The 26,663-nt window shown below is 67.7% G+C and carries 27 protein-coding genes; 13 read left to right on the top strand and 14 right to left on the bottom strand.

Annotated elements, in window-relative coordinates:
• The first annotated feature begins 112 nt into the window (after positions 1 to 112).
• The 5 genes from dxs to H7X47_RS17290 all read left to right on the top strand — a co-directional run bounded on the left by dxs (position 113) and on the right by H7X47_RS17290 (position 5,325).
• Positions 113 to 2,047 carry a 1-deoxy-D-xylulose-5-phosphate synthase gene (dxs, locus tag H7X47_RS17270; RefSeq protein ID WP_322096507.1) on the top strand — a complete coding sequence of 645 codons (1,935 nt, stop codon included), beginning with the start codon at positions 113 to 115 and terminating at the stop codon, positions 2,045 to 2,047.
• An 88-nt stretch (positions 2,048 to 2,135) separates the two neighbouring features.
• The gene (locus H7X47_RS17275) at positions 2,136 to 3,560 is read left to right on the top strand and encodes an MATE family efflux transporter (RefSeq protein ID WP_193369956.1); all 1,425 of its coding nucleotides are present in this window, start codon (positions 2,136 to 2,138) and stop codon (positions 3,558 to 3,560) included.
• Positions 3,557 to 4,309, top strand: coding sequence for a TlyA family RNA methyltransferase (locus H7X47_RS17280; protein ID WP_193369957.1), 753 nt, complete (start codon positions 3,557 to 3,559; stop codon positions 4,307 to 4,309). Before H7X47_RS17275 ends, H7X47_RS17280 begins: the two co-directional genes overlap by 4 nt.
• 62 nt (positions 4,310 to 4,371) lie before the next feature.
• Positions 4,372 to 4,851 carry a hypothetical protein gene (locus tag H7X47_RS17285; RefSeq protein ID WP_193369958.1) on the top strand — a complete coding sequence of 160 codons (480 nt, stop codon included), beginning with the start codon at positions 4,372 to 4,374 and terminating at the stop codon, positions 4,849 to 4,851.
• A gap of 3 nt (positions 4,852 to 4,854) precedes the next feature.
• The gene (locus H7X47_RS17290) at positions 4,855 to 5,325 is read left to right on the top strand and encodes a hypothetical protein (protein WP_193369959.1); all 471 of its coding nucleotides are present in this window, start codon (positions 4,855 to 4,857) and stop codon (positions 5,323 to 5,325) included.
• On the opposite strand, the gene H7X47_RS17295 is transcribed toward H7X47_RS17290, so the two are convergent.
• The 7 genes from H7X47_RS17295 to sppA form a co-directional block, all read right to left on the bottom strand.
• Positions 5,322 to 6,353, bottom strand: a complete 1,032-nt coding sequence (locus H7X47_RS17295; protein WP_193369960.1) for a histone deacetylase family protein — start codon at positions 6,351 to 6,353, stop codon at positions 5,322 to 5,324. The genes H7X47_RS17290 and H7X47_RS17295 overlap by 4 nt on opposite strands.
• Positions 6,350 to 7,261: a nitrilase-related carbon-nitrogen hydrolase gene (locus tag H7X47_RS17300; protein ID WP_193369961.1), complete on the bottom strand. Its 912-nt coding sequence runs from the start codon at positions 7,259 to 7,261 to the stop codon at positions 6,350 to 6,352. The genes H7X47_RS17295 and H7X47_RS17300 overlap by 4 nt, the downstream gene beginning before the upstream one ends.
• 58 nt (positions 7,262 to 7,319) lie before the next feature.
• The gene (locus H7X47_RS17305) at positions 7,320 to 8,378 is read right to left on the bottom strand and encodes an extracellular solute-binding protein (RefSeq protein ID WP_193369962.1); all 1,059 of its coding nucleotides are present in this window, start codon (positions 8,376 to 8,378) and stop codon (positions 7,320 to 7,322) included.
• A 65-nt stretch (positions 8,379 to 8,443) separates the two neighbouring features.
• Complete coding sequence (locus H7X47_RS17310) at positions 8,444 to 9,238, bottom strand: ABC transporter permease (protein WP_193369963.1); 795 nt, start codon at positions 9,236 to 9,238, stop codon at positions 8,444 to 8,446.
• Positions 9,238 to 10,131 carry an ABC transporter permease gene (locus tag H7X47_RS17315; RefSeq protein WP_193369964.1) on the bottom strand — a complete coding sequence of 298 codons (894 nt, stop codon included), beginning with the start codon at positions 10,129 to 10,131 and terminating at the stop codon, positions 9,238 to 9,240. Before H7X47_RS17315 ends, H7X47_RS17310 begins: the two co-directional genes overlap by 1 nt.
• 5 nt (positions 10,132 to 10,136) lie before the next feature.
• On the bottom strand, positions 10,137 to 11,225 hold the full coding sequence (locus tag H7X47_RS17320; RefSeq protein ID WP_322096508.1) for an ABC transporter ATP-binding protein: 1,089 nt from the start codon (positions 11,223 to 11,225) through the stop codon (positions 10,137 to 10,139).
• Between the two features lie 130 nt (positions 11,226 to 11,355).
• Positions 11,356 to 13,167 (bottom strand): signal peptide peptidase SppA, encoded by a 1,812-nt coding sequence (gene sppA, locus H7X47_RS17325; protein ID WP_193369966.1) that lies wholly within the window; start codon positions 13,165 to 13,167, stop codon positions 11,356 to 11,358.
• Positions 13,168 to 13,370: 203 nt separating this feature from the next.
• Between sppA and H7X47_RS17330 the strand changes: the two genes are divergently transcribed.
• On the top strand, positions 13,371 to 14,663 hold the full coding sequence (locus tag H7X47_RS17330) for a class I SAM-dependent RNA methyltransferase (RefSeq protein ID WP_193369967.1): 1,293 nt from the start codon (positions 13,371 to 13,373) through the stop codon (positions 14,661 to 14,663).
• A 139-nt stretch (positions 14,664 to 14,802) separates the two neighbouring features.
• Here H7X47_RS17330 and H7X47_RS17335 read toward each other — a convergent pair whose 3' ends face one another.
• The 3 genes from H7X47_RS17335 to fabI are packed head-to-tail and all read right to left on the bottom strand — an operon-like array spanning position 14,803 to position 17,823.
• Complete coding sequence (locus tag H7X47_RS17335) at positions 14,803 to 15,849, bottom strand: threonine aldolase family protein (protein ID WP_193369968.1); 1,047 nt, start codon at positions 15,847 to 15,849, stop codon at positions 14,803 to 14,805.
• 5 nt (positions 15,850 to 15,854) lie between these two features.
• The gene (aroC, locus tag H7X47_RS17340) at positions 15,855 to 16,949 is read right to left on the bottom strand and encodes a chorismate synthase (RefSeq protein ID WP_193369969.1); all 1,095 of its coding nucleotides are present in this window, start codon (positions 16,947 to 16,949) and stop codon (positions 15,855 to 15,857) included.
• Between the two features lie 34 nt (positions 16,950 to 16,983).
• Entirely contained in the window at positions 16,984 to 17,823 is an 840-nt protein-coding gene (gene fabI / locus H7X47_RS17345) for an enoyl-ACP reductase FabI (RefSeq protein ID WP_193369970.1), read from the bottom strand.
• Between the two features lie 172 nt (positions 17,824 to 17,995).
• On the opposite strand from fabI, the gene H7X47_RS17350 reads away from it, so the two are divergent.
• A complete protein-coding gene (locus tag H7X47_RS17350) occupies positions 17,996 to 19,264 on the top strand; it encodes a YihY family inner membrane protein (RefSeq protein WP_193369971.1) in 1,269 nt (422 codons plus the stop codon).
• A gap of 35 nt (positions 19,265 to 19,299) precedes the next feature.
• The gene (locus tag H7X47_RS17355) at positions 19,300 to 19,932 is read left to right on the top strand and encodes a LysE family translocator (protein ID WP_193369972.1); all 633 of its coding nucleotides are present in this window, start codon (positions 19,300 to 19,302) and stop codon (positions 19,930 to 19,932) included.
• A gap of 24 nt (positions 19,933 to 19,956) precedes the next feature.
• Here H7X47_RS17355 and H7X47_RS17360 read toward each other — a convergent pair whose 3' ends face one another.
• The 4 genes from H7X47_RS17360 to H7X47_RS17375 all read right to left on the bottom strand — a co-directional run bounded on the left by H7X47_RS17360 (position 19,957) and on the right by H7X47_RS17375 (position 22,448).
• Positions 19,957 to 20,310: a chaperone modulator CbpM gene (locus H7X47_RS17360; RefSeq protein ID WP_193369973.1), complete on the bottom strand. Its 354-nt coding sequence runs from the start codon at positions 20,308 to 20,310 to the stop codon at positions 19,957 to 19,959.
• A 153-nt stretch (positions 20,311 to 20,463) separates the two neighbouring features.
• Positions 20,464 to 20,841, bottom strand: a complete 378-nt coding sequence (locus H7X47_RS17365; protein WP_193369974.1) for a cupin domain-containing protein — start codon at positions 20,839 to 20,841, stop codon at positions 20,464 to 20,466.
• A 106-nt stretch (positions 20,842 to 20,947) separates the two neighbouring features.
• Entirely contained in the window at positions 20,948 to 21,856 is a 909-nt protein-coding gene (locus tag H7X47_RS17370) for a DnaJ C-terminal domain-containing protein (protein WP_193369975.1), read from the bottom strand.
• 118 nt (positions 21,857 to 21,974) lie between these two features.
• Entirely contained in the window at positions 21,975 to 22,448 is a 474-nt protein-coding gene (locus tag H7X47_RS17375; protein WP_193369976.1) for an RT0821/Lpp0805 family surface protein, read from the bottom strand.
• 319 nt (positions 22,449 to 22,767) lie between these two features.
• Between H7X47_RS17375 and pdxH the strand changes: the two genes are divergently transcribed.
• The 5 genes from pdxH to H7X47_RS17400 all read left to right on the top strand — a co-directional run bounded on the left by pdxH (position 22,768) and on the right by H7X47_RS17400 (position 26,639).
• Positions 22,768 to 23,370: a pyridoxamine 5'-phosphate oxidase gene (pdxH, locus tag H7X47_RS17380; protein ID WP_437126583.1), complete on the top strand. Its 603-nt coding sequence runs from the start codon at positions 22,768 to 22,770 to the stop codon at positions 23,368 to 23,370.
• Between the two features lie 10 nt (positions 23,371 to 23,380).
• A complete protein-coding gene (locus H7X47_RS17385; protein WP_193369978.1) occupies positions 23,381 to 24,313 on the top strand; it encodes a cation diffusion facilitator family transporter in 933 nt (310 codons plus the stop codon).
• A gap of 144 nt (positions 24,314 to 24,457) precedes the next feature.
• Positions 24,458 to 25,324: a universal stress protein gene (locus H7X47_RS17390; protein WP_193369979.1), complete on the top strand. Its 867-nt coding sequence runs from the start codon at positions 24,458 to 24,460 to the stop codon at positions 25,322 to 25,324.
• 156 nt (positions 25,325 to 25,480) lie between these two features.
• Entirely contained in the window at positions 25,481 to 25,846 is a 366-nt protein-coding gene (locus H7X47_RS17395) for a hypothetical protein (RefSeq protein WP_193369980.1), read from the top strand.
• 52 nt (positions 25,847 to 25,898) lie between these two features.
• A complete protein-coding gene (locus tag H7X47_RS17400; protein WP_193369981.1) occupies positions 25,899 to 26,639 on the top strand; it encodes an SDR family NAD(P)-dependent oxidoreductase in 741 nt (246 codons plus the stop codon).
• Positions 26,640 to 26,663 lie beyond the last annotated feature (24 nt).

Consider the following 26,663-nt stretch of genomic DNA (forward strand, 5'->3'; position numbering starts at 1 on the left):
GCTTGGCCATAAGGGGGTTATGGCTGCAGGGATGCAGGCGCGACTTGGTATTGTTAGTATTATTTCGGTGTGACAATGAGACGCCGGCAAGGCGGCAGGAGCGGAAATAAGCGTGGCACAAATCGGTCATAACAGGCGTCCCACCCCCTTACTGGATCGAGTCGAGGAACCGGCCGATCTGCGCAAGCTGAATGAAGAGCAGCTGCGCGATTTCGCCGACGAGTTGCGGTCGGAGATGATCGAGGCGGTCTCGGCGACCGGCGGCCACCTGGGCGCCGGCCTGGGGGTGGTCGAACTTACCACCGCGCTGCACTACGTCTTCGATACGCCCCGCGACAAGCTGATCTGGGACGTCTCCCATCAGTGCTATCCGCACAAGATCCTGACCGGCCGGCGCGACCGCATGCGCAGCCTGCGCCAGGGCGGCGGCCTCTCCGGCTTCACCAGCCGCAAGGAGAGCGTCTACGACCCCTTCGGCGCGGCGCACAGCTCGACCTCGATTTCCGCCGGCCTGGGATTCTCCGTGGCGCGCGACTTCCGCGGCGAGGACAACGCCGTCATCGCGGTGATCGGCGACGGCGCCATGAGCGCGGGCATGGCCTACGAGGCGATGAACAATGCCGGGGCCATGAACTCGCGGCTCATCGTCATCCTCAACGACAACGACATGTCGATCGCGCCGCCGGTGGGCGCCATGAGCGCCTATCTGTCGCAGCTGATCTCCTCGAAGCCCTTCCTTTCGGTGCGCTCCATCGGGCGCGAACTCGCCAAGCGCTTCCCACGGCCCATCGAAATGGCCGCCAAGCGGGCCGAGGAATACGCCCGCGGCCTTCTGACCGGCGGCACCCTTTTCGAGGAGCTCGGCTTCTTCTACGTCGGTCCCATCGACGGTCACAACCTGGACCACCTGCTACCGGTGCTGAAGAACGTGCGCGATTCGCACTACGAGGGCCCGGTGCTGATCCACTGCGTGACCCAGAAGGGCAAGGGCTACGAGCCGGCCGAGGCCGCCGCCGACAAGTATCACGGCGTCGCCAAGTTCGACGTGGTCACCGGCAAGCAGGCCAAGGGCACGCCCAAGGCGCCGAGCTATCAGAACGTTTTCGCCGCCGGGCTGATCGCCGAGGCCGAGCACGACGACACCATCGTCGCGGTGACCGCCGCCATGCCCTCGGGCACGGGGCTCAACAAGTTCGCCGAACGTTTCCCGGAGCGCATGTTCGATGTCGGCATCGCCGAGCAGCACGCCGTCACCTTCTGCGCCGGCATGGCCTGCGAGGGCTTCAAGCCCTTCGCAGCGATCTACTCCACCTTCCTGCAGCGCGGCTACGACCAGGTGGTCCATGACGTGGCGATTCAGAGCCTGCCGGTGCGCTTCGCCATCGACCGCGCCGGGATGGTCGGCGCCGACGGCGTCACCCACCAGGGCAGCTACGACCTGGCCTACCTGGGCTGCCTGCCGAACTTCGTCATCATGGCGCCCAGCGACGAGGTCGAGCTGATGCACATGGTGGCGACCTCCTGTCTGATCGACGACCGCCCCTCGGCCATGCGCTATCCGCGCGGCGAGGCCATGGGCATCGAGATGCCGGCGCGCGGCACGCCGCTGGCGATCGGCAAGGGCCGCATCCTGCGCGAGGGCAACAAGGTGGCGATTCTGTCCCTCGGCACGCGCCTCGCCGACGCCCTGGCGGCGGCCGATGACCTGGCGGCCCGCGGGCTTTCCACCACCGTGGCCGATGCCCGCTTCGCCAAGCCGCTGGACGAGGATCTGGTGCGCCGCCTGGCGCGCGAGCACGAGGTGCTGGTGACCGTGGAGGAGGGCGCCATTGGCGGCTTCGCCACCCAGGTCATGCAGTTCCTGGCCCTGGAAGGCGTCTTCGACAAGGGGCTGAAGTTCCGCCCCTTGACCCTGCCGGACCGCTGGATCGACCACGACAAGCCGGACGCGCAGATTGCCCAGGCCGGCCTGGACCGTGCCGGTATCCTCGCCGCCGTCTTGGGGGCGCTGGGTCAGGACGAACTGGAGTCGCCCGTCCGGGCCTGACGGCGGGTTCCCAAGCAAGGCGCCGTGCATAGCGGCTCTGCGCGCGGAGAGGGTTCTCGCTCTCCGTTAAAATCGGCATAGTGCAAACATGTCCGGAGCACTTCTCCCCGACGCCGCGGCCTTGGCCGGCGGCGCGCCTTCTGCTGTTGCCTTATGGCGCCGCGAGATTCTCGCGACGCTGCGGCTGGCGGCGCCGCTGGTCTTCACCCAGCTGGCGATGATCGGCATCAACACCACGGACATCGTGATGATGGGCTGGCTGGGGCCCGAGGAGCTGGCGGCCGGCGCCCTGGGCATGAACATCTTCATCCCGCTGTTCCTCTTCGGCCTGGGCATCGCCACGGTGGTGGCGCCGATGACCGCGCAGGCGCTCGGCGCGCGCGATTTCCGCGGCGTGCGCCGCACGGTGCGCCAGGGCTTCTGGCTGACGCTGCTGTTCGGGGCGATCTTCACCGCCATCATCTTCAACGGCCGCTGGGTGCTGCTGGCCTTCGGGCAGGAGCCGGCGATCGCGCTGCTGGCCGAGGACTATTTGCAGGCCGTTGCTTGGTCGCTGCTGCCCAGCCTGTGGTTCGTGGTGCTGCGCAGCTTCGTGACCGCCCATTCACGGCCGCGTTCGGTGCTGGTCATCACCCTGGTGGCGGTCGGGGTCAACGCGATCTCGAACTACGGCTTGATGTTCGGCCACTTCGGCCTGCCGCGCTGGGGATTGATGGGTGCCGGCGTCACCAGTTCCATCGTGCAGGCCCTCTCGTTCCTGGCGCTGCTCGGCTACGTGCGGTGGGACCGGCGTTTCCGCCGCTATGCCATCCTGCTGCGATTCTGGCGCCCGGACTGGGGGCGCTTTTTCGAGCTGTTCCGCATCGGCGTGCCGATCGGCTTGACCATCGTCGCCGAGGCCGGACTGTTCTCCGCTGCCGCCTTCCTTATGGGCCTTATCAGCACCGAGGCCCTGGCCGCCCACGCCATCGCCCTGCAGTGCGCGGCTGTCGCCTTCATGGTGCCGCTGGGCCTGGGCCAGGCGGCGGTGGTGCGCGTCGGCCTGGCCGCCGGCGCGCGTGATCACGACGGCGTCACCCGCGCCGGCTGGGCGGCGCTCATCGCCGGTTCCCTCTTCATGGCCTGCTCGGCGCTGGTCTTCTGGTTCGCCGGCCAATTCCTGGTCGGGCTCTTCCTCGACCTCGCGGCGCCGGAGAACGCCGAGGTGGTGGAGCTGGCTGTCGCCTTCCTGGTCATCGCCGCCCTGTTCCAGCTGGTCGACGGCGGACAGGTCATCGGCGTCCATGCCTTGCGCGGCCTCAGCGACACCACTGTGCCCATGTGGCTGGCCATCGGCGGCTACTGGTCGATCGGCTTCGTCGCCTCGGTGGTGCTGGCCTTCCCCTTGGGCTTGGGCGGGCGCGGCGTCTGGATGGGCCTCGCCTGCGGCCTGGCTTTCGTCGCCTCTGCGGTGATCTGGCGCTTCCACCGCCGCCGGCGCTACCTGCCCAACGCGGGTCTCGTTGGGCAATGAGCAAGTCGAAGGTCGCTAAGACCCGCGCGGATCTGGCGCTGGTCGAGCGCGGCCTGGTGGAAAGCCGCGCCAAGGCCCAGGCCCTGATCATGGCCGGCAAGGTCTTCGCCGGGGAGCGCAAGCTGGCCAAGGCCGGCGAGAGCGTCGCCGAGGACCAGGCGTTGGAGGTGCGCGGCCAGGACCACCCCTGGGTCAGCCGCGGCGGCCTGAAGCTGGCCCACGCGCTGCAGGCTTTCGACCTCGACCCCGCGGGGTTGACCTGCCTCGACGTCGGCGCCTCCACCGGCGGCTTCACCGACGTGCTGCTCCAGCACGGCGCCGCCAGGGTCTACGCCGTCGACGTGGGTCACGGCCAGCTGGCCTGGCAGCTGCGCAACGATCCCCGCGTCGTGGTGCTGGAGCGCACCAACGCCCGCACCCTGACGGCCGAACAGGTGCCGGAGCCGGTCGACCTGCTGGTCTGTGACGCCAGCTTCATCGGCCTGGAGATATTGCTGCCGGCCCCGCTCGCCCTCACCGCGCCCGGCGCCGTCATGGCGGTGCTGATCAAGCCGCAGTTCGAGGTCGGCAAGGAGCGGGTCGGCAAGGGCGGCGTGGTGCGCGACCCGGCGCTGCACGAAGAGGTCTGCGCGCGGATCCGGGCCTGGGTCGAGGCGCAGCCCGGCTGGACCGTCGAGGGCGTCGTCGAGAGCCCCATCACCGGCCCCGAGGGCAACAAGGAATTTCTTCTTGTCGCCCGCAGAGCTTAAGGGTTCTTTGAGGGGGATCGCCTAGCCTTGCCGCTTCGCAGCAGACGCGGGAGAGCTGCGGCATGAAGCGGTATGGCAAGAAAGTGAAGTGGAACGCCAAGGCGGTGCTCGGCCTCGGGCTGGCGCTGATGGTGATCCTTGCCGCCAGCCAGGTCACCACCTTCTTCCGCTACTGGATCTGGGGGCCGAACACCGGCCACCGCATCGCCGGGCTCAGCAGCGGCCACTACGAGCGCCGCTTCCCCGCGATCCTGCGGGACTCGGCCACCTTCGGCTACGTCCTGATGAACGAAGGCGAGCGGCTCACGCTTGATTACGATCTCACCATCAACGAAGGCACGGTTTCCTTCGCGGTATGGAAGTGGCCGCCCTTCGCCAACCGCCCGCAGTATGTCGGGCCGCGCATCATCGAAGCGGGCGGCAGCGGCCGCATCGACTTTGTCGCCCAGGGCTTGGGCTTCTACCGCATCTACATGTACGCGCACCGCTGGCAGGGGGACGTCTCGGTCGATTGGCGCGCCTCGGACCGCGGCGAGGGCTGAACCATGGGGAAGCACGTTTACGAACTTAAGGGCCGCGCCAAGACCTGGGCCGCGGTTACAGTTTTCGTCATCTTGGCCTGGACCTTCTTCGGCCAGAGCTTCTTCAACTTCAACCTCGGCTTCTTCAACCGCGGCTACCAGGTCGCCTCGCTGCGCAGCGGTCACTTCGAGCGCCACGGCATCCACTGGCAGCAGCACGACGTGACGGTCGGCCATGTCGTGTCGCTGGGCGGCGAGACGGCGACGCTGGATCTCGATGCGGAAATCAACCGCGGTATCCTGGTCGTTCACGCCTGGCGCTGGCCGGCCTTCTTCTACGACGAACCGACGGTTTACCGCCTGCGCCTGGAAAAGGACGCGCAGCAGCGCACCCGGTTTCCGCTGGAGGGGGCGGGGATCTACGTGCTCTCGGTCAACGGCATCTATTTCGGCGGCGATCTGTCGCTCGATTGGCGGACGGGTGAAGACGGCTAGCTTCGTCCTTCGAAGCCCAGCAGCACGTTCACCGCGTTGACGCCGATCTCCGCCACCGCGTAGCCGCCTTCCATGACGAAGAGCGTCGGCTTGCCGAGCCTGGCGATGGTCTGGCCGATGACGAAGTAGTCTTCCGACTTCAGCTTGAACTGCGAGATCGGGTCCTTCTCGAAGGTGTCGACGCCCAGCGAGACGACAACGGCCTCCGGACCGTAGGCGGCGATCCTGGCGCAGGCATCCTGCAGCGCGGCCAGCCAGACATCGAAGCCGCTGCCCCAGGCCAGCGGGTAGTTGGCGTTGCAGCCCGCGCCGGCGCCTTCGCCGGTCTCGTCCTCGTAGCCGAGGAAGAAGGGGAACTCCTGGCGTGGGTGACCGTGAATCGAGGCGAAGAAGACGTCTGGGCGGTCGTAGAAGATCGCCTGGGTGCCGTTGCCGTGATGATAGTCGACGTCCAGCACCGCGACCCGCCCGGCGCCGGCGTCGATGAAGGATTGTGCGGCGACGGCAGCGTTGTTCAGGAAGCAGTAGCCGCCGTAGAAATCGGCGGCGGCGTGATGGCCCGGCGGCCGGCAGAGCGCGAAGGCCGAGGTCGCGCCCTGGTGCAGCTCGTCGGCGCCGCTCAGCGCCACGTCCACGGCGGCGGTCGCGGCCTGCCAGGTGCCGGCGGTGATCGGCGTGCCGGCGTCGAAGGAGAAGTAGGAGAGCTTGCCGTCGATGTGCTCCGGCTCGATCTGGCGCAGGCCGCGCACAGGCCAGACCAGGGGCAGAGCGTCGTAGTCGCGGCCTTCGGCGGTCCAGAGATCCCAGGCCTTCTCGAGGAATTTCACGTAGCCGGCGTCGTGAACTTTCAGAATGGGGTCAAGCCCGTGTTGCGTCGGCCCCGTTACCGGCCCCAGCTCGGATGCTTTCACCCTCTCCAGCACCGTCTCGGCGCGTGAGGGCATTTCGACGGCGGGCTCCATCTGGCCGTTGATGAGCTCCAGCTTGGCGTGGTGCAGCTTGTGCTTTTCGCTGTAGATGGTCTTCACGGAAGGGGGTCCTCGACAAGCGTGACGTGATCGGCTCGCCAGGCGCCGGGCCAGACTTCGGCGCCGGTCTCGCGCAGGCGGCGGATCTCAGCAAAGGGAATGTCATGGGCGAGCATCATCGGGCCGTCGGCTTCGTGCTCGGCCAGCGGCGGTATGGCTTCCAGCACGCCGTGCATGCCCAGGCTCGGCTCGCAGGGCAGGTAGAGGGCACAGGCGCCGACATTGCTGTGGTTCAGCGTGGTGCCGGGGGAGCGCCCGATGACGCCGGCCGTGGCTACCGCGCAAACCAGCTCGACCGCGCGCGCCTTGGCGCAGCCGGAGACCCGCGAGTAGCCCGAGAGCCGGTGGGTCATCGAGGGCACGAGGAGAAGGTCCGGGGCCTGCGGTGCCAGCAGGACCGAGAGTGCCGGCATCTCGACGTCCAGGCAGATCAAGGTGGCGATCTTGAGCCCTTCCCACTCGACGATGTGAAGTTCGTCGCCGGGCGTGAGGTTCCAGTAGTCCGGCTCCTGCTCGCCGGGCGTGAGGGAGAGTTTGTCCTGGGGGATCGCACGGCCGTCGGGCAGCAGCAGCCAGGCGCGGTTGGTGGAGCCGCCCTCTACCGGCCAGGGCATGGTGCCGGCCAGCAGGCCGATGCCGTGGCGGGCGGGCAGGTCGCGCAGCAGTTCCAGCGCGCTCGGGGCCTGCTCGGCCATCCAGGCGATCTCCTTGTCGGAAGGGAGCCCTTCCGGTTTGAAGGACAGCCAGGCTTCGGCGGCGTATTCCGGCATGACCAGCAGCTTCGCGCCGCTGGCGGCGGCCTCGGCCATCTTGGCGTCCACATGGTCGGCCCAGGCGCCGAGACCGTCCAGCGGCGTCGAGAGGTTGGTGGACCAGAGGGCCAGGGTGAAGGTGGTTGGGGGAGTCATGGGTCTACCCTGCGGCGAGAGGCGGAGGCGGGCCCCGGCCCGCCTCCTGCCGTTCGGCTTACTTCTTCAGGCGCGTCCAAACCTTGTTGCGCAACTCACGCGCGGCCGGCGAACAGTTCAGGTTCGGCCGCAGGCGGTCGGCAAATTCTTCGGGCATGACGACCGCCGGGTCGGTCTTCAGCGAGTCGTCCATGAACGCGCCGGAGCCGCGGATGGCGTTCATGTAGCCGGTGAAGTTGGACGCCATGGCGGCATTCTCCGGCGCCATCATCCAGTTGATGAAGGTCTTGGCGTTTTCCTTGTTGGGCGCCGAGGACGGCACGACGAAGTTGTCGGCCCAGAAGGTGATGCCTTCCTTGGGGTACATGTAGGTCGCGCTCGGCAGCTTTTCCTTGGTGCGGTGCGAGGCGCCGTTCCACTGCATATGAGCGACCACCTCACCGGCAGCCATGCGGTCAATGGTGCCATCGGAGTTGTAGGTGGCGACGAAGGGCTTCTGCTTCTCCAGCACGTCGAGGATTTTCTGCGCGTCCTTTGAGTCTTCGGTGCACTTAGAGACGCCGACGTAGTAGGCGGCGGCGTTGTAGACCTCGACCTCGTCGTTCAGCATGGCGATCTGCCCTTTGAGGGCGTCGCGCGGCTCGAAGACTTCCTTCCAGGAATTCTCCAGTTTGCCGGTCTTGGCGGAGTCGTAGGTGAAGCCGGTGGTGCCCCACATGTAGGGCGCCGAGTAGCTGCGCTCGGGATCGAAGGGCTGGGCGTTGTGAGGGGCCATGACGTTGGCGAAGTTCGACATGGAGCCGGCGTCGATCTTCTCGGCCAGGCCTTCGTCGATCATGATCTTGACCATGTAGTCGGAAGGCACCACCACGTCGTAGCCGGAGGCACCGGCCTGCAGCTTGGCCAGCATGGTTTCATTCGAATCGTAGACGTCGAGCGTCACCTTGATGCCGGTGTCGGCTTCGAATTTCTTCAGCAGGTCGGGGGGGAAGTAGTTCGACCAGTTGTAGAGAAACAACTCGCCCTCGGCCTGGGCGCTGCCCGCGGTGAGGGGCCCCATCGTGAGAGCCAGGGTCGCCGCGCAGGCGACGCTACCCAAGAGTTTCTTAAATGCCATTTGAGCCTCCAATTTTCTGTCGCGCGGCTATTTCGACTTATAAACGCGGCGCCGCGTTGCCGCGGCTACCGTCGCATCCTGCCGATCAGGAAGGACAGGGTGACGAAGAGGATAGAGACGATCAGCATCAGCGAGGAGATCGCGTTGACCTCCGGGGTGATGCCGATGCGGATCATGCCGAAAATATAGACCGGCAGCGTGGTCGCACCGGCGCCGGCGACGAAGTAGGTGATGACGAAGTCGTCCAGCGAGATGATGAAAGCCAGCATGCCGCCCGAGAGGATGCCGGGCCAGAGCAGCGGCAGGGTCACGCGCTGGAAGGCCTGCCAGTCGTTGGCGTAGAGATCGGCGGCGGCTTCGCCCAGGGCCTTGTCCATGCCCTCCAGGCGGGCGCGGATCGGCAGGTAGGCGAAGGGAATGCAGAACACGGTATGGGCGACGATCACCGTCAGCAGCCCCAGCTTGAAGCCGATCAGGATGAAGAACAGCAAGGTGGCCACGGCGGTCACGATCTCCGGCACCACCAGCGGCAGGGCGATGAGCCCGGAGATGCCGTCGGCGCCGCGGAAGCGGCCCTTGGCCATGCCCAGCGCCGCCAGGGTCGCGGCCAGGGTGGCGGCCAGTGTCGACACCGAGGCGACGATCAGCGAGTTGCCGGCGGCGCGGACGATGTCGTCGTTGTCCAGGACGACGCCGTACCACTGGGTCGAGAAGCCGCTCCAGATCGTCGCCAGGCGGTTCTCGTTGAAGCTCAAAGCGATGAGCACGAGGATCGGCAGGTAGAGATAGGCGAAGAACACCCAGGTCGTCGCGCGGATGCCGCGGAAGCGCCACAGCGGGTTGGTGACGTCGACGCGCATCAGTGACCTCCCGCCGGGGCGCGGCGGAATCGGATCAGGTAAACCATCATCGCCAGCAGCACGATGGTCAGCAGCGCGAAGGCCAGCGCCGCCCCGAAGGGCCAGTTGCGCGCCGCGCCGAACTGGCTCTGGATCAGGTTGCCGATCATCATCGACTTGCCGCCGCCCAGCAGCTCCGGCGTCACGTAGGCACCCAGCGCCGGCACGAAGACCAGCACGCAGCCGGCGGCGATGCCCGGCGCGGCCAGCGGCAGGATGACGCGCAGCAGGGCGCGGCGGCGGTCGGCGCCCAGGTCGAAGGCGGCCTCGATGAGGCGCGAGTCGAGCTTTTCCAGGCTGGCGTAGATCGGCAGCACCATGAAGGGCAGGTAGCTGTAGGTCAGGCCGATGGAGACGGCGTAGGGCGTGTAAAGCAGCCCCAGGGGCTGGTCGGCGGCGATGCCCAGCCAGTGCAGCAGGTTCTCCACCAGCCCGCCGTTGCGCAGCAGCAGGATCCAGGCGTAGTTGCGCACCAGCAGGTTGGTCCAGAAGGGGATGGTGACCAGGAAGATCAGCAGGTTGCGCCGCCCCTCCGGCTGCATCGACATGTAGAGCGCGGTGGGAAAGCCGATGGCCAGCGCCAGGGCGGCGGTCAGCAGCGACAGCCCGAAGGAGCGCGCGAAGATCTGCAGGTAGTCGGTGTTGAGGATCAGGCTGTCGTCGAGGTCGCGTTCGAAGATGAAGTTCACGTAGGCTTCGGACGTGTGCAGGTCCCAGACGACGCCGCCGTTCAGGCCCTTCTCCAGGATCGAGACGTAGGCCATGAGGCCCAGCGGCGCCAGCATGAAGAAGCCGATGATCGCCAGCGCCGGGGCGATCTGCAGGAAGCGTTTGCTGGTTGCGGAGCCGGTCATGGCGGTCAGTCCGCCAGACGCTGGATGGCGGCGGGGGCGATACGGATCTTCACCGCCGCGCCGCTGGCGAGGTCCAGGCGCGCGCCCTCGTGGTTCTGGCTGCGCACGGTGAAGGGCGTGCCGTCTGCCAGCGTCAGGTGATAGGTGGTGTCGGTGCCCATGTAGACCACGGCTCCGACCGTGGCGGGCAGGCCCTCGCCTTGCGGCGGCACGATCTCGGCGCGCTCCGGGCGCACCGCCAAGGTCACCCGCTGGCCGCCGCCGGACCCCTTCTGTCCGGGCCCGTTGAGGGTCAGGTTGTGGCCGCAGGCCAGCTGCGCCACGGCCGCGCCGTTGGCCTCCGTGATGCGGCCCTCAAGGAAGTTGGTCTCGCCGATGAAGTCGGCGACGAAGCGGCGCTGCGGATGCTCGTAGATCTCGGTGGGCGAGCCGATCTGCAGGATCTTGCCGCTGTCCATCACCGCGATGCGGTCGGACATGGTCAAGGCCTCTTCCTGGTCGTGGGTGACGAAGACGAAGGTGATGCCGGTCTCCGTCTGCAGGCGCTTCAACTCGATCTGCATTTCCTTGCGCAGCTTCAGGTCCAGCGCCGAAAGCGGCTCGTCGAGCAGCAGTACCTTGGGCTGGCTGGCCAGCGCCCGGGCCAGGGCGACGCGCTGCTGCTGGCCGCCGGAGAGCTGCGCCGGCTTACGGTTGGCGTAGCCCTGCAGCTTCACCAGGGCGAGCATCTGTTCGACGCGCGCCGTGCGCTTCTCCTTGGGGCGGCCCAGCATCTCCAGGCCGAAGGCGATGTTCTGCCCTACCGTCAGGTGCGGGAACAGCGCGTAGCTCTGGAACACCGTGTTGATCGGGCGCTTGAATGGCGGCAGACCGGTAAGTTGCTGGCCCTCCAGGAAAACGTCGCCCTGGCTCGGCTGCTCAAAGCCGCCGATGAGCCGCAACAAGGTGGTCTTGCCGCAGCCCGAAGGGCCGAGCAGGGTGAAGAACTCGTTCTGACGGATCGTCAGCGAAACATCGTCAAGCGCGCGAACTGCATCCGCACCGGCGCCGAAGACCTTCGACAGGCTTCGCGCCTCGATGGCTGGTGTACCCACACGATCTCCCATTCGTGCCTCGAAGCCGAGCATAGCGAGGGCCCGGTGGGAGCCACAAGGTGGAATCAGGGGGAAAACCCACGCTTACCCATGAATCATGTTGCTTTTTGGGTGTTTTCCGCGGCGAATCTCAGTCGGCGAGAAGAGCTGCGGGCGCCTGCAAGTTATGGCTGCGCGGGTCGCCGTCCAACAGCTCCGCCGCCTCGACCAGGGGCGACAGGGCCTGAGCCAGGCGCGCGAAGCTGCGGATCATCGACAGGGCCGCCGGGCTTTCGACCCCGCCGCCCAGGGCGTCTTCCAGCAAGGCGGCGAAGGGATCGCGCGGCTCCGGGAAGGGGCGCAGTCGCACTGCCGTCTCCTCGGCGATGCCGGCGGCCTCCTTGGCCAGGGAGAGGGCCTTGCGGTAGCCGCCCAGGGCGTCGACCAGCCCCGCCTCCTTGGCGTCGGCCCCCGACCAGATCTGTCCCTTGGCCACCGCCAGCACCGCCTCCTGGGTAAGACCGCGTCCGGCGGCCACCTTGCCGGTGAAGTCGGCATAGGTGGTGTCGAGGGTCTGTTGCAGCCAGTCCCATTCCTCGCGGCTGAAGGGCGCGTTGGGGCTGAACATGGCGGCGCGGCGCCCGGCCTGCACCCCGTCCCAGTTCACGCCCAGATTGGCCCAGAGCTCGCGCAGCGAAACCTTGCCGCTGACCACGCCGATGGAGCCGGTCAGGGTGCCGGGCTGCGCGACAATGACGGCGGCCGGGGCGGCAACGAAGTAGCCGCCGGAGGCCGCGACGTTGCCCATGGAGACGACCACCGGCTTGCCCAGGTCGCGGGCGCGCTGGACCTCGCGCCAGATGGTGTCCGAGGCGACATAGGAGCCGCCGGGGCTGTCGACGCGGAACAGGATGGCCGTGACCTCCGGATCGTCGATGGCGTCGGAGAGGGCCTCGGCGATGTCGACGGCGCCCAGCGTCACCTTGCCGAAGATCGGATCGTTCTCGCCGCCGGCCAGCACAATGGGGCCTTCGCCGTGCACCAGGGCGACGACGGGGGCGTCGGACCCGCTCTCGGGCGCGGCGCGGCGGTAGGCCTGCAGCGACAGCCACTCGGCGCCGGGGCCGGCGGCCTCCAGGACCAGGGCCTCGACCTCGTCCCAGTAGCCCAGGCGGTCGACGAGGCCGAGGCGCTGCGCCTCGGCCCCCCGGTAGGGCGCGCGGTCGATCAGGGCGCGCAGGGCGCCGGCCTCCAGGTTGCGGGCCTCGGCCACGGCGGTGACGATCTGCTCCAGGGCGGAGTTGAGATAGCGCTGCAGGTTCCGGCGCTGCGGTTCGGGCATGTAGTCTTCCGTCAGGAAGTTCATGGCGCCCTTGTATTCCTCGCGCTGGGCGACCTGCGCGCGCACGCCGATCTCCTCCAGCAGCGGCTTGAGGAAGGGCTGCTGCAGGGCGAAGCCGGTGATGCCCAGGTCGCCGGAAGGCTGCACCCAGATTTCGCCGGCCGCGCTGGCCAGGAAGTAGTGCAGGGTGCCGTTGCCGGCCTCGCCGAAGGTCTCGGCGAAGGCGGTGACCGGCTTGCCCTGGGCGCGGAAGTCGACGACGGCGTCGCGCAGTTCCTGAATCTGCGCCAGGCCCGGCGCGCCCCAGCCGGCGCGGATCACCAGGGCCTTCACCCGGTCGTCGCGCCCGGCGGCCTCCAGCGCCTCCACCGCCTCGCGCAGCACCAGGGCATGGCCCAGGGAGACGCGGGCGAGGGGATTGACGGGGCGCTGCTCGATCAAGCCGCGGGAGAGGTCCAGCAGCAGGACGGTCTCCTTCGGCACCTCGCCGGCGGCCGGTTCCAGGCCCTCGAAGCGGGGTAGAAAGACCGCCGTGACGACGATCCCGGCGATGAGCAGGAAGCCGACCGTCGCGAAGAGGCCGAGCAGGCACTTCAGCAGAAACATGATGATGCGGGTCATGGCCCTATCTCAGCGTCCCGAGCCTTTCCTGGCCAGTTAAATTTTCGTGCCGAGGTCGCCCGGAGGGGGTAAATGCGCAGGGCCGCCGCGCGACTGTCTGACGGCTTGTGCTTGAGCGGGCGATACCGCAAAGTCCGCCTTTCGCGGTGGCGCGACGTGAAGACAGGCGAAGATGCGTTTCGGGATAATTCAGGGGCCGGACCATGCGGCGTAAGGCGCGGCGTGGCGGCGGCCGCCAGCTTGAAGTGACGGTGGAGGCCTTGGGCGCCAAGGGCGACGGCCTGTCGAGCTGCGACGGGCGGCCGCTGTTCCTGGCCCAGACGGTGCCGGGCGACCGGGTGCTGGCGCGGGTCACCGGGCAGCGCGGCGGCGGCTTCAAGGGCGAAGTCATCGAGTTGCTGGAAGAGGGCCCCAACCGGATCCAGCCGCCCTGTCCCTTCTTCGGTCCCTGCGGCGGCTGCGCCCTGCAGCATCTGGCCGAGTCCGCCTATATCGACTGGAAAGAAGATCTGCTGCGCCTGGCGCTGGAGCGCCGCGACCTGGCGCCTGAGACGCTGCATCCGCTGCGCCGGGTGCCGCCGGGACGACGCCGGCGCATCACCTGGAGCGCGCTGAAGACGGCGCGCGGCCCGCTGATCGGTTACTACGAGCGCCAGTCGCACCAGCTGACCGACGTCGACGCCTGCCTGCTGGTGGTGCCGGAGCTGCAGGCGCTGCTGGCGCCGCTGCGCGACCTGCTGGACCGCGTCCTGGCGGTTCAGGAAGGGGCCAGGGTGACGGCGACGCTCTGCGAGACCGGTGTCGATGTCTTGCTCGATTCGCGCCATGAACTGACTCTGCCGGACCGCGAGGCCCTGGCCGCCTTCGCCGAGGCCAGCGACCTGGCGCGGCTGTCCTGGACCGACGGCCGCGAGGCGCCGGAGCCCCTGGCGGTGCGCCGCGACCCGATCCTCACTTTCGGCACGGTGCCGGTGCGGCCGCCGGCCGGCGGCTTCGTGCAGCCCACCGCGGAGGGCGAGGCCCTGCTGGTGGAACTGGTCATGGCCGCGGTGCCGGAGGGGGCGGAGACCGCCGCCGACCTCTTCGCCGGCTGCGGGACCTTCACTTTTCCGCTGGCCGAACGCCTGCAGGTCTACGCGGCGGAGGGGGCGGAGGACTCGCTGACGACCTTGGACGCCGCGGCGCGCCGCGCCACGGGGACGCTGCGGGTGCAGGCGGAGCTGCGCGACCTGGCGCGCTTCCCGGTGCTGGCCGACGAACTCTCCGGCGGTGACGTGGTGGTCTTCGATCCGCCGCGCAACGGCGCCCGCGAGCAGGCCGCGGAGATCGCCGCCAGCGACGTGCCTGTCGTCATCGCCGTGTCCTGCAACCCCACGACCTTCGCGCGCGACGCCCGTACCCTGGTGGACGGCGGTTACCGCCTCACCGAGGCAACGCCCATCGACCAGTTTCCCTGGTCGGGCCACCTGGAACTGGTCGCGGTCTTCAAGCGGTAGTCTCCGCATCGCGATCTCTGCGCGACACTCCCCATCCAAGCCTTCCCCACAAAGGGGAATGGAAGAAGAGACCGCGCGGCTTCGCCGTACAGGTCCCTCCCCATCAATGGGGGAGGGTTAGGGAGGGGGGTGAAGGCATTTACGCCTTCGCGTCGGCCAGGACTTCGCGGATGGCGGTGATGGCGGCCTCGACGTCGTCGCGGGAGACGTCCAGGTGGGTGACGGCGCGGATGCGCGCGCCGGCGCCGCCCAGGTCGACGCCCTTTTCCTTCACCGCGGCGCAGAAGGTCTCGGCGGAGAGGCCGGTGCCGGCGATGTCGAAGAAGACGATGTTGGTCTCCACCGCGTCGACGTCGACCCAGATGCCCGGCAGGTTGCGCAAGGACTCGGCGAAGAGCTTCGCGTTGTCGTGGTCCTCGGCCAGGCGCTCGATGTTGTGTTCCAGGGCATAGACGCCCGCGGCGGCGATGATGCCGGCCTGGCGCATGGCCCCGCCGGTGCGCTGCTTCAGGCGCCAGGCCTCCTCGATGAACTCGCTCGAGCCGGCCAGCACGGCGCCGACCGGGCAGCCGAGGCCCTTGGAGAGGTCGATCCAGACGCTGTCGAAGGGCGCGGCGAAGTCGCGGGCGGAAACCCCGGCGGCGACCACGGCGTTCAGCAGGCGCGCGCCGTCCATGTGGTAGGCGAGGCCCTGCTGCTGCGCCAGGGCGCCCAGCGCCTCGATGTCCGACAGCGGCCAGATGGCGCCGCCGCCCATGTTGGCGGTCTGCTCCACCGCGATCATGCGGGTCTGCGGATTGTAGCGGTCCTTGGGACGCAGCGCCGCGCGCGCCGCCTCGACGCTGAAACGTCCGCCGGGGCCGTCCAGGCCCTGCACCTGGGCGCCGGAGAAGGCGGCGGTGCCGCCGCCCTCGAAGTTCAGGATGTGGGCCGAGCGGTGAGCGATGATTTCCTCGCCCGGGCGGCAGTGGATGTGGATGGAAAGCTGGTTGCACATGGTGCCCGAGGGCAGGAAGACCGCCGCCTCCTTGCCCAGCAGCTCGGCGGTCATCTCGCAGAGCCGGTTGACGCTGGGGTCCTCGCCGCGCTGCTCGTCGCCGACCTCGGCCTCGGCCATGGCCAGGCGCATGGCCTTGGAGGGCTGGGTCTGGGTATCGCTGTAGAGGTTGATCAGCTTTCCGGCCATCGCGTCTAGTCCTCGACCTTCCCGGCCAGGGCGCGCTGGCGCAGCAGGTGGTCGGCCAGCACGATGGCCATCATGGCCTCGCCGACCGGCACCGCGCGGATGCCGACACAGGGATCATGGCGGCCCTTGGTGACGATCTCGGTCTCCTTGCCGTGGCGGTCCACGGTCTTACGCGGCGTCAGGATGGAGGAGGTCGGCTTCACCGCGAAGCGCACCACCACGTCCTGGCCGCTGGAGATACCGCCCAGGATGCCGCCGGCCTTGTTGGAGGTGAAGACCACGCGGTTGCCCTCCAGGCGCATCTCGTCGGCATTCTCCTCGCCGCTCAGCGCCGCCGCTTCCAGGCCGGCGCCGATCTCCACCGCCTTGACCGCGTTGATCGACATCATCGCCTTGGCCAGGTCGGCGTCCAGCTTGTCGTAGACCGGTTCGCCCAGGCCCGCGGGCACGCCCGAGGCCACCACCTCGATCACCGCGCCGGTGGAGGAGCCCGCCTTGCGGATGTCGTCGAGGAAAGCTTCCCAGTCCTGGGCCGCCGTGGCGTCGGGGCACCAGAAGGGGTTCTGCTCGACCTGGTCCCAGTCCCAGTTGTCGCGCTCGATCCGGTGCGGGCCCATCTGCACCAGGGCGCCGCGAATGGAGACCGGCTGCGGCAGGATGTGGTCCAGCACCTTGCGGGCGATGCCGCCGGCGGCGACCCGCATGGCGGTCTCGCGCGCCGAGGAGCGTCCGCCGCCGCGGTAGTCGCGGATGCCGTATTTCTTCCAGTAGGTATAGTCGGCGTGACCCGGGCGGAACTTGTCTGCGATGTCGCCGTAGTCCTTGGATCGCTGGTCCTGGTTCTCGATGACCAGCGACAGCGGCGTACCCGTGGTCTGCCCCTCGAAGACGCCGGAGAGGATCTTCACCTCGTCCGCTTCGCGCCGCTGCGTGGTGAAGCGCGACTGGCCGGGCTTGCGCTTGTCCAGCCAGTGCTGCAGTTCTTCGGCCGCCAGCGGGATGCGCGCCGGCACGCCGTCGACCACGCAGCCGATGGCGGGGCCGTGGCTTTCACCCCAGGTGGTGAAGCGAAACATCTCTCCGAAACTGTTGCCTGCCATCGCCGGGTCGCCCTCGCGCAGTAGGTGGAGGGCCTCAGGATTGAGGCGTGAAATTCTTCAGCAGCTCGGCCAGCTGAGGCGCCGCGTCGACGGACATCATGCCGACCACGTGGTAGCCGGAATCGACATGGTGCACCTCGCCGGTGACGCCGGTCGAGAGGTTGGAGAGCAGGTAGAGTCCGGCGCCGCCGACCTGATCGATGCTGACGTTCTGGCGCAGCGGCGAGTTCAGCTCGTTCCACTTCAGGATATGGCGGAAGTCGCCGATGCCGGAGGCCGCCAGGGTCTTAATCGGTCCGGCGGAGATGGCGTTCACGCGGATGCGCTGGTCGCCCAGGTCCGCGGCCAGGTAGCGCACGCTTGCCTCCAGCGCCGCCTTGGCGACGCCCATGACGTTGTAGTGCGGCATGACCCGCTCGGCGCCGTAGTAGGTCAGCGTCAGGATGCTGCCGCCGTCCTTCATCAGCGGTACCGCCCGCTGGCTGATCGCGGTCAACGAATAGCAGGAGATGTCGAGCGAGCGCAGGAAGTTGTCGCGGCTGGTTGCGAGGTACTTGCCTTTGAGCTCCTCCTTGTCCGCATAGGCGATGGCGTGGACCAGGAAGTCGAGCTGGCCCCAGGACTTCTCAATCTGGGTGAAGACCGCGTCGATGGAGGCGTCGTCGGTGACGTCGCAGGCGATGACCTGGTCGGAGCCCACCGATTCGGCCAGCGGGCGCACACGCTTCTCCAGGGCCTCGCCCTGGTAGGTGAAGGCCAGCTCGGCCCCCTGTTCGTGTACGGCCTTGGCGATACCCCAAGCAATGGACCGGTCATTGGCGACACCCATCACAAGGCCACGCTTGCCGGCCATTAACGGTTGGGGCTCGGTCATTCCATTCCCTCGATGTAAGTCAGATTTCAAAGGCGTTGCAAATCGTGCGGCATCCTACACCAAAGGTCTCAGGGGTCAACGCTGGGGCCTCCGAATATTCCCACATTTCCGCCGATTCTTGCTGTAGAATGGCGATCTTTCGGGGGAGTGTGGCCGGAGCCGGGAAAACGCCATGAAGAATCCCGATTTGTCAGGATTTTCGCGGAATCTGATCCGCTTCGCGGCCTATTGCGGCCGTCGCTTTCTGAGCGACCAATGTCTGCGCCGGGCCACCCAGCTCAGCTATGCCTCGCTGCTGGCCATCGTCCCCATCCTGGCCATCTGTTTCAGCCTGCTCTCCGCCTTTCCGGCCTTCGAGCAGCTGCGCGTCGATGCCCAGCTCTTCCTGTACGAGAACCTGGTCCCCAACGCCGGGGTGGAGGTCAGCGACCAGCTCGCCACCTTCGTGGAGAATGCCCGCTCCATGACCGGGATCGGCATGGCGGCGCTGATGATCACGGCGATCCTGCTGCTCTCGGCGGTCAACGGCGCCTTCAACGCCATCTGGCGGGTGACCGAGCCGCGGCCGCTGATGATCCGGATCATGGCCTACTGGATGGTGCTGACCGTCGGCCCGATCCTGCTCGGCGCCTCGCTGTCGCTGTCCAGCTACGGCTTCGCCACGGCGGTCATGGAGCACGGCGAGCGCGCCTTCGGCCTGACCCGCCTGCTGCCCTACGCGCTGACCGCCGGCGGTTTCACGCTGCTGTATATGGTGGTGCCGGCGCGCAGCGTCGCCTTTGCCCATGCCCTGGCCGGCGGCGTCGTCGCGGCGGTGCTCTTCGAGGGCCTCAAGTCCGGCTTCGCCTTCTACCTCGGGCAGTTTCCCTCCTACGAGGCGATCTATGGGGCGCTGGCCGCGGTGCCGATCTTCCTGATCTGGATGTATCTCTCCTGGGCGGTGGTGCTGTTCGGAGCGGAGATCGCCGCGGCGGCGCGGGAGTGGCGCCTGGTCGACCGCCTGGGCGAGGGCAGCCGGGGTTCCGGTCACCGCCTGGCCCTGGCCCTGGCGCTGCTCTACCGGCTGCGCAATGCCGCGCGCAGCGGCACGGTGCTGAAGGAGTCGGCCCTGACCCGCGGCCTGCCGGCGGACCTGGATCAGCTTTCCTCGGTGCTCCACTCTCTGAAGCAGAGCGGTTTCATCAGCCGCAGCGGCGGCCGCTTCTTCCTGGCCCGCGACCTCACCGCCGCCAGCCTGGACGACCTCATGGGGGGCCTGGACCTGACCCTCGATCCGGGGGAGGGCTGGCCCGAAGGGGTGGAAGCCATCGTCACCGAGGCCGGCCAGGTGGGCGCCGGGGTCAAGGGCAAGAGCCTGGCGATGCTGATCGACAAGGCGACGGTCAGCGATCCGCCCGACGGCGTGGCGCGCCTGCACCCGGCCCCCCAGGACGAGCGCTGATTTCTATGGGTCTTAGGTAAGAGGAGTGGTTTGACGTGGAACTGGTTTCTGTTCTGGCCTTCGCCGCGGTGGCGAGCCTGCTGGTCATGTCGCCCGGCCCCAACGGGGTCCTGATCGCCAAGACGGTGCCGACCTCCGGGCGCGCCGCGGGCTTCGCCAACGTCGCCGGCTTCGTCGGCGCATTCTATCTGCACGGCGCCCTGTCGATCTTCGGTATCTCCATCATTCTGGTGCGCTCGGCCGAGGCTTTTTTCGTGGTGAAGGCCCTGGGCGCGGCCTACCTCTGCTGGATCGGCCTCAAGGCCCTGCGGGAGGCCTGGCGCGGCGTCGAGAGCGTGGCGCAGGTCGCGCCCGCGAAGCGCCGGCGCAATCTCGGGCGGGCTTGCGCCGAGGGCTTCCTCACCAATGCCCTCAATCCCAAGGTCTCGATGTTCTACCTGGCGGCCTTTCCGCAGTTCATGCCGCTGGGCGAGGGCGCGGCGCGGGGCGCCTTCGTGCTGGTCACCGTCCACGCCCTGCTGAATCTCGTCTGGTTCTCGGCCATGGTGCTGCTCTTCGCACGCCTGATGAAGGCGGCGCGCAGCGGCCGCTTCCAGCGTTGGCTGAAAGCCGTGACCGGGGTGATCTTCGTGGGCTTCGGCGCCAAGCTGGCCGCGCTCAATCCCTGAACCGGCCCCCGCCGTGGAGGGGGTTCAGTGGGCGGTGTGGTCGCCCTCGTCCTCGTCCTCGTCCTCGCCATCGCTCAGGTAGTCGCGCAGCTGTTCCTGCGCCGACTCCGGCAGTTCGTGGATGGCGTCGTTCAGTTCCGCCAGGGCGCGGCGCAGGCTGTAGACCTGATCGAGCAGGCGCAGCACCACCGGAATGGCGTCCTCGTTGACGCCCAGGTCGTTGCGCAGTTCGGCGATCAGCCGTACCCGGGCGACGTCGCTGTCGTCGAAGAAGAAATCGCCGTTCTCCTCGACCGGCAGCACCCAGTTCTGCTCGATCCAGGCGTGCAGCTCGCTGGCGCCGATGTCGACCGAGACCAGGACTTCGTCGAATTTCACCAGCATGCGCTCCCCTCGCTCACTGATCCTGCATCTTTCCGCCTGCCTGGCGTCCCCCCTCGGCGGGGGGGCATTCTTCCCTTGGGCGCCCCTTGCCCGGGGCGCGGTCTTTCCAATGCTATTTTCGATCGACCGGGATGCGGCCGTATCCGGTCAGGCGTCTCGGTCCCAAACAATGTCCGGCTTTGATTTATCGAATTTTGGACCGAATATCGACAGGGCGGCAAAGCTTTGTCCTTCGTCCAGAATGGGACCGTGGAGCGTGTCGCGGGGGATAAAGACCAGATCACCGCGCTTCACCTCCTTGACCTCCTCGCCTACTTGGAAGTTCACGCCGCCATCGATAATGACAAGCACCTCGTCGTGCTCCTTCTGCGTGTGAAGCGCGTTGCCGCTGTCCCTGACGATCCCAACGTTTGCGGTCAGGTGATCACCATCGATGACAAATATCCGCTTGATCGGGTGGTCTTTTGTCGAGGGTTCTATGTCCAGCGACTCGGCGATCTGATCCAGGTTTTGAAAGTAGGTCATGACACGCCTCCTTGAGTGGTCAGAGCAACACTACAGCACTTCTTAGTGTTTGCTCCACAACCTGCCCGAGCGCGGCCGAGAGGGGCTTCTGGTGGACCTATGAAACTCAGGTGAGGCCCGCCTTGCGGCGCGGATCATAGTCGTGCGAGCGGCTCCAGTTTTCGATGAAGTCGCGCAGTTCCTGGTCCGGGCGCTCCGGCAGCATGACCTTCAGCTTCACGTACTGGTCGCCGATCTCGTCGCTGTCGCGCGCCTTGATGCCCTTGCCCTTGAGGCGCAGCGTCGAGCCGCTGTTGGAGCCGGGCGGAATCTTCATCGACACGCTGCCGTGCACCGTCGGCACGGTGACCGTGGCGCCCAGCACCGCCTCCTGCAGCGTCACCGGCAGTTCCACGTGCACGTTGTTGCCTTTGCGCTCGAAGAAAGGGTGCGGCTGGATGTGCGCCTCGACCAGCGCGTCGCCGGCCGGCCCGCCGCCGACCCCGGGCATGCCCTGGCCCTTCAGGCGCAGGGTCTGGCGGTCCTCGGTGCCCGGCGGGATGCGCACGTCCAGGGTCTTGCCGTCGGCCAGCTTGATGCGCTTCTTGGCGCCCTTGGCGGCCTCCAGGAAGGTGATCGGCACGGTGTAGGAGACGTTGGCGCCGGGGCGGCGGACACGACGGTTCCGTGCGCCAAAGAGGTCGGCGAAGATGTCGTCGGCGCTGATGTCCTCGCCGAAGTCGAAGGGGTTGTATTTCGCGCCGCGCCGGGTGCCGGCGTGGTTGCGGTAGAAGCCGCCCTTGAAAGGCGTCTCCTGTCCGCTGGCGTCGATCTCGCCCTTGTCGAAGCGCTTGCGCTTCTCCGCGTCGCCCAGGATGCTGTAAGCCTGGGAGATTTCCTTGAATTTCTGCTCGACCGCCTCGTTGCCCGGATTGATGTCCGGGTGCAGCTCCTTGGCCAGCGCGCGGTAGGCGCGCTTGATGTCCTCTTGCGAAGCCGTCCGGTCGATGTTCAGCAGCTTATAGGGATCCTGCATAGGCTCTACGATTGCGACCCAAGAATCGGGGAAAGGGGTATCCCGTGTAGAATACCCCCTCCCAATCGCTCGCTAAAGGGGCTCGATGCCCCCGCGGCCGGCCGGCCGCGTCTGCCGGCTACCTGATTTCCCAGGCGCCGTCCGGCTGGCGGCAGGCCACGCCGTAGGCGCTCTCTTCCTTGCCGCCGATGATGACGGTCTGCTGGAACTCTCGGCAGTAGGCCCCGGTGGTGGAGGTGCCGTCGCGGGTCGGAGTGATTGTGCCGCTGTTGCCGGTGTTGGGGTTGTTCCAGCTGATGGTCTCGCCCACCGGCGCGGTGGTGGCGCGGGAGTAGGCGGCCTCGGCCTTCTGGCGGTCGACCTCATCCATGGTGCGGCCGATCTCGCTGCCGATGAAGGCGCCGAGCAGGGCGCCGGCCGCGGTGGCGGCAAGCTGGCCGGAGCCGCTGCCGAACTGGGCGCCGAACAGGCCACCCGCGGCGGCGCCGCCCAGGGTGCCGATGGTCTGTTTGGTGCCGCCCAGGCTGCTGTTTTCACAGGCGGCGGCGGTCAGCGCGATGGCGCCGGCGGCGATGACGACTCGGAGTTTCATTGAACGTCCCTCTCTCCACATGCGGGGGCCGCAGGGCGGCCTTGATAAATAACGGGCCGGCGGAATCTGTGAGCTTCTTAGCCCCGCTGGATGGCCCTGGGGAATGACTTGGCTCAAAAATTTGGCGATCGCAAGGCAAACGCCGGATTTACCTGTGTCTTACGGGGGGCGTGGCCGAACCATCCCCACGGCCTGTCCGGATCGCAGCGAATCCCGCCGATTTCCGGGTTTTCGAGCTTTTTTTAGGCCCTGCGACCGCTATATGGTGGCATAGATGCGGACATCAACCCAAACGCTAGGGAACAGCCCTTTTATGGAGATCAGATCGGACCGGCCCGCCGATCCCCTTGCTATTTTTGCCGCTTGGCTGGCCGAGGCCGAGACGTCGGAGCCCAACGATGCCAACGCCATGGCCCTGTCTACCGTGGGTAGCGACGGCATGCCGTCGTGCCGCATGGTGCTGCTGAAGGGCTATGACGATGCCGGCTTCGTTTTTTACACCAATTTCGAGAGCCGCAAGGGCCGGCAGCTACTGGCGACCCCCAAGGCGGCCCTGCTGTTCCACTGGAAGAGCCTGCGCCGCCAGGTGCGCATCGAGGGCGAGGTCGCCCCGGTGAGCGACGCCGAGGCCGATGAGTACTTCGCCAGCCGCCACAAGCAGAGCCAGATCGGCGCCTGGGCCAGCCAGCAGTCGCGCCCGCTGGAAGGGCGCTTCGAGCTCGAGAAGCGGGTCGCCCTCTACGCCGCCAAGTACGCCGTCACCCAGGTGCCGCGTCCACCCCATTGGTCCGGCTTTCGCCTGACGCCCCGGCTGATCGAGTTCTGGCAGGACGGCGCCTTCCGTCTGCACGACCGCCTGGTCTATACGCGCCGGGACAGCGGCGCGGGGGACAGCTGGACCACGGAGCGCCTCTATCCATGAGCGTCCGGTCATGAGCGGATCGCAACAGGCCGCGCCCCGGCTGAAGGGCGAGGAGGCGGGCCGCCTGCTGCGCCTGGCCACCACCGCCTCGGTGGCCACGGCCTGCGTGCTGATCGTGGTGAAGCTCTTCGCCTTCCTTTTGACCGACTCCATCAGCATCCTGTCGACGCTGATCGACTCCCTGCTCGACGCCGCCGCCTCGATGGTGAACCTTATCGCCGTGCGCCATGCCCTGGTGCCCGCCGACCACGAGCACCGCTTCGGCCACGGCAAGGCCGAGCCCCTGGCGGCGGTGGGTCAGGCGATCTTCATCACCGGCTCGGCGGTGTTCCTGCTGATCGAGGCGGGCCAGCGCTTCTTCACCCCTCAGCCGCTGACCCACAGCGAGGTCGGCATTGCGGTGATGGTCTTCTCCATCGTCGCGACCCTGGGCCTCGTCACCCTGCAGCGGCACGTCATCCGGCGCACCGGCTCGCTGGCCATCAGCGCCGATCAGCTGCACTACACCGGCGACCTGTTGGTCAACGGCGCGGTGATCCTGGCCCTGGTCCTGGCGGCGCAACTCGACTGGCGCTATATCGACCCGATCTTCGGCATCGCCATCGCGCTCTACATCCTCTACAACGCCTGGCAGATCGCCGCGGGCGCCCTGGACATGCTGATGGACCGTGAGCTGCCGGAGGAGGATCGCAAGCGCATCCGTGAGGTGATCATCACCCACGACGGCGTGCTGGGCTTCCACGACCTGCGCACCCGCGCCTCGGGCCCGCAGATCTTCATCCAGTGCCATATCGAACTGGACGCCGGGCTCAGCCTGATGAAGGCCCATGACATCGCCGACGACGTGGAAAACGAGCTGCGCACCGCTTTTCCCGGGGCCGAAGTGATCGTTCACCAGGATCCCCACGAGCCGGGCGCGCAGCCGCGCATGCAGGCCCCCTGATCCGCGCAGGGCTCCCCCGCGGCGGCGGGGGTTGACGCAGGTCAATGCCGGGCCGGACTATTCATTCTTCGATCAAGCGGGCAGGCGGCCGGGCCTACGGTCGCCCTGGCCCGGCAGTTCATCATTTCAGATAAGGAGCCAGCCATGGATTGGGCCAGCATTCTCGCCGTCACCGATGGGGCCGCGGGTAGTGATGCGGCCATGGTCGCCGCCATCGACCTCGGCCAGCGCTTCGGCGCGCGGGTCGACTTCCTGCACGTGGCCAACGACCCCCGCGACCTGATGCCCTATGTGGGCGAGGGCATGTCTGGCACCGCGATGGAGCAGATCATGGCTTCCGTCGACGCCAGCAACGCCAAGCGCAGCGAAGCGATAGAGGCCAGCTACAAGCGCCTGTGCAGCGGCGCCGGCCTGCCGGAGGTCCAGCCGGAGGAGCTGGTCGAGGCCGGGCAGTTCGCGGTCTGCCTGGACAAGGTGACCGGGCGCCAGCCTGAAGAAATCGAGCGCCGGGGGCGGCTCGTCGACCTGGTCGTCATGCCGCATCCGGCGTTGATCGACGGTGACGAGTCGGCTTCCATGGATGCCGCGCTCTTCGGCAGCGGCCGGCCGGTCCTCGTGGCGCCGGCCGACCTGAAGTCGGGTTTCGGCAACAAGGTCGCCATCGCCTGGGACGGCTCGCGCGAGGGCGCCGCCGCCACCACCGCCGCCCTGCCGCTGCTGAAGCAGGCCTCCGAGGTGGTGATCATCACCGCGCGCGAGGACGAGGATGTGATGGAGCCCAGTTCCCTGGCGCGCTACCTGGCCGGTCACGGGGTCAAGGGCAAGACCTGGGCCTACACGCCGGGCTCTGAATCCATTGCCGAAGGGCTGCTCGACCAGGCCGACCACGCCGGGGCCGACTGTTTGGTGATGGGCGCCTACGGTCACAGCCGCCTGCGCGAACGCATCCTGGGCGGGGCTACCGAAGGGATCCTGGAGAACGCCAAGATCGCCGTTCTGATGAAGCATTGAGCCGCTCCGGTCCCCGCCACCGCGCGACGCGGGGCGGGGGTTTGCGCTGTGCGCGGGAATAGGCGAAGCTAATCGCCGGGCCTAGATTGCCGGGCCTGGCTTCGTGTTGATGCCGCGGCAGGCAGCCCGGCAGGCAGGTTTGTGTCAGGAGGTTCGATGTCTGTGAAAACGATCCGGCTGGAGCTTGCCCGGGACCATGACTTCCCCAACGGCAGTCCGGACCGGGGCTATATTCTGAAGGCGCCCTTGACGGCGGAAGGCCACATCGACGCGGAGGGCTGGCGCAAGGCGCGCAAGGACTTCACCGTTGCGCGCTTCTGGGAAGGCGAGGCGGACCAGATCGGCCATCTGCGGCATACCCGCGGCGGCAAGTGGGCCTTCCACTACGATGTCGACGGCGATGCCGACGATGACGAGGTCGGCTTCAAGTTCGAGTCCCACGTCTTCAACGAAGGCGAATATGTCTCCATCAGCGAACAGGACGGGGTCCTGCGGACCTTCCGCGTTGTTTCCGTCCGCTGAGCGTCCGCAAAACATCTCTGGCGCCGTGCGGCTTCCCGGGTAAGATCGCGCCATGACCGAAGAACGCAACAGGGTGATCCTGACCGGCGCCAGCCGTGGGATCGGCCACGCGACGGTGAAGCGCTTCAGCGACGAAGGCTGGGAGATCATCACCTGCTCGCGCGACGAGGTGCCGGCTGAATGCCGCCGCGACCCCAACTGGACGCACCACCTCACCGCCGACCTGGCGGACAAGAAGGCGGTGACGGATTTCGTCGCCGAGGCCAAGTCCATCATCGGCGAGGGCGCGGTCCACGCCCTGGTCAACAATGCCGCGGTCTCGCCCAAGACGACCTTCAAGGAGCGCCTCGGCTGCCTCAACGGCAGCCTGGACCTCTGGCGCGAGGTTTTCGAGCTGAACTTCTTCGCGCCCCTGGCCCTGGGCCGGGGCTTTGCGGCGCCTCTGCGCAAGGGCCAGGGCGCCATCGTCAACATCACTTCCATCGCCGGGCACGGCGTGCACCCCTTCGCCGGCTCGGCCTATTCGACCTCCAAGGCGGCGCTCTCGGCGCTGACCCGCGAGATGGCGGTGGAGTTCGCCGAGCTGAACGTGCGCGTCAACGCCGTGGCACCCGGCGAGATCGAGACGGCGATGATCGGGGAGGAGTACGAGGCCTTGATCCCCCGCATCCCGCTGCACCGCATGGGCCGGCCGGAAGAAGTGGCGGCGACCGTGTTCCGGCTCTGCACGCCGGACTTCGGCTACGTGACCGGGACCGAGATCTTCGTCACCGGCGGCCAGCACCTCTACTGAGGTTCTGCGCCCGCGGGCTGCTTC

This window comes from Pelagibius marinus (assembly GCF_014925385.1).
Taxonomy (GTDB): domain Bacteria; phylum Pseudomonadota; class Alphaproteobacteria; order Kiloniellales; family Kiloniellaceae; genus Pelagibius; species Pelagibius marinus.

Bases quoted from the DNA above. Each gene is read 5' to 3' on its own strand.
- H7X47_RS17365 (WP_193369974.1), bottom strand. From the start codon at position 20,841: ATGACCTACTTTCAAAACCTGGATCAGATCGCCGAGTCGCTGGACATA.
- aroC (WP_193369969.1), bottom strand. From the start codon at position 16,949: ATGGCAGGCAACAGTTTCGGAGAGATGTTTCGCTTCACCACCTGGGGT.
- H7X47_RS17315 (WP_193369964.1), bottom strand. From the start codon at position 10,131: ATGACCGGCTCCGCAACCAGCAAACGCTTCCTGCAGATCGCCCCGGCG.
- H7X47_RS17390 (WP_193369979.1), top strand. From the start codon at position 24,458: ATGGATTGGGCCAGCATTCTCGCCGTCACCGATGGGGCCGCGGGTAGT.
- H7X47_RS17285 (WP_193369958.1), top strand. From the start codon at position 4,372: ATGAAGCGGTATGGCAAGAAAGTGAAGTGGAACGCCAAGGCGGTGCTC.
- H7X47_RS17290 (WP_193369959.1), top strand. From the start codon at position 4,855: ATGGGGAAGCACGTTTACGAACTTAAGGGCCGCGCCAAGACCTGGGCC.
- fabI (WP_193369970.1), bottom strand. From the start codon at position 17,823: ATGACCGAGCCCCAACCGTTAATGGCCGGCAAGCGTGGCCTTGTGATG.
- H7X47_RS17305 (WP_193369962.1), bottom strand. From the start codon at position 8,378: ATGGCATTTAAGAAACTCTTGGGTAGCGTCGCCTGCGCGGCGACCCTG.
- H7X47_RS17400 (WP_193369981.1), top strand. From the start codon at position 25,899: ATGACCGAAGAACGCAACAGGGTGATCCTGACCGGCGCCAGCCGTGGG.
- H7X47_RS17330 (WP_193369967.1), top strand. From the start codon at position 13,371: ATGCGGCGTAAGGCGCGGCGTGGCGGCGGCCGCCAGCTTGAAGTGACG.
- H7X47_RS17335 (WP_193369968.1), bottom strand. From the start codon at position 15,849: ATGGCCGGAAAGCTGATCAACCTCTACAGCGATACCCAGACCCAGCCC.
- H7X47_RS17370 (WP_193369975.1), bottom strand. From the start codon at position 21,856: ATGCAGGATCCCTATAAGCTGCTGAACATCGACCGGACGGCTTCGCAA.
- H7X47_RS17300 (WP_193369961.1), bottom strand. From the start codon at position 7,261: ATGACTCCCCCAACCACCTTCACCCTGGCCCTCTGGTCCACCAACCTC.
- H7X47_RS17280 (WP_193369957.1), top strand. From the start codon at position 3,557: ATGAGCAAGTCGAAGGTCGCTAAGACCCGCGCGGATCTGGCGCTGGTC.
- H7X47_RS17375 (WP_193369976.1), bottom strand. From the start codon at position 22,448: ATGAAACTCCGAGTCGTCATCGCCGCCGGCGCCATCGCGCTGACCGCC.
- H7X47_RS17350 (WP_193369971.1), top strand. From the start codon at position 17,996: ATGAAGAATCCCGATTTGTCAGGATTTTCGCGGAATCTGATCCGCTTC.
- sppA (WP_193369966.1), bottom strand. From the start codon at position 13,167: ATGACCCGCATCATCATGTTTCTGCTGAAGTGCCTGCTCGGCCTCTTC.
- H7X47_RS17385 (WP_193369978.1), top strand. From the start codon at position 23,381: ATGAGCGGATCGCAACAGGCCGCGCCCCGGCTGAAGGGCGAGGAGGCG.
- H7X47_RS17275 (WP_193369956.1), top strand. From the start codon at position 2,136: ATGTCCGGAGCACTTCTCCCCGACGCCGCGGCCTTGGCCGGCGGCGCG.
- H7X47_RS17310 (WP_193369963.1), bottom strand. From the start codon at position 9,238: ATGCGCGTCGACGTCACCAACCCGCTGTGGCGCTTCCGCGGCATCCGC.
- H7X47_RS17395 (WP_193369980.1), top strand. From the start codon at position 25,481: ATGTCTGTGAAAACGATCCGGCTGGAGCTTGCCCGGGACCATGACTTC.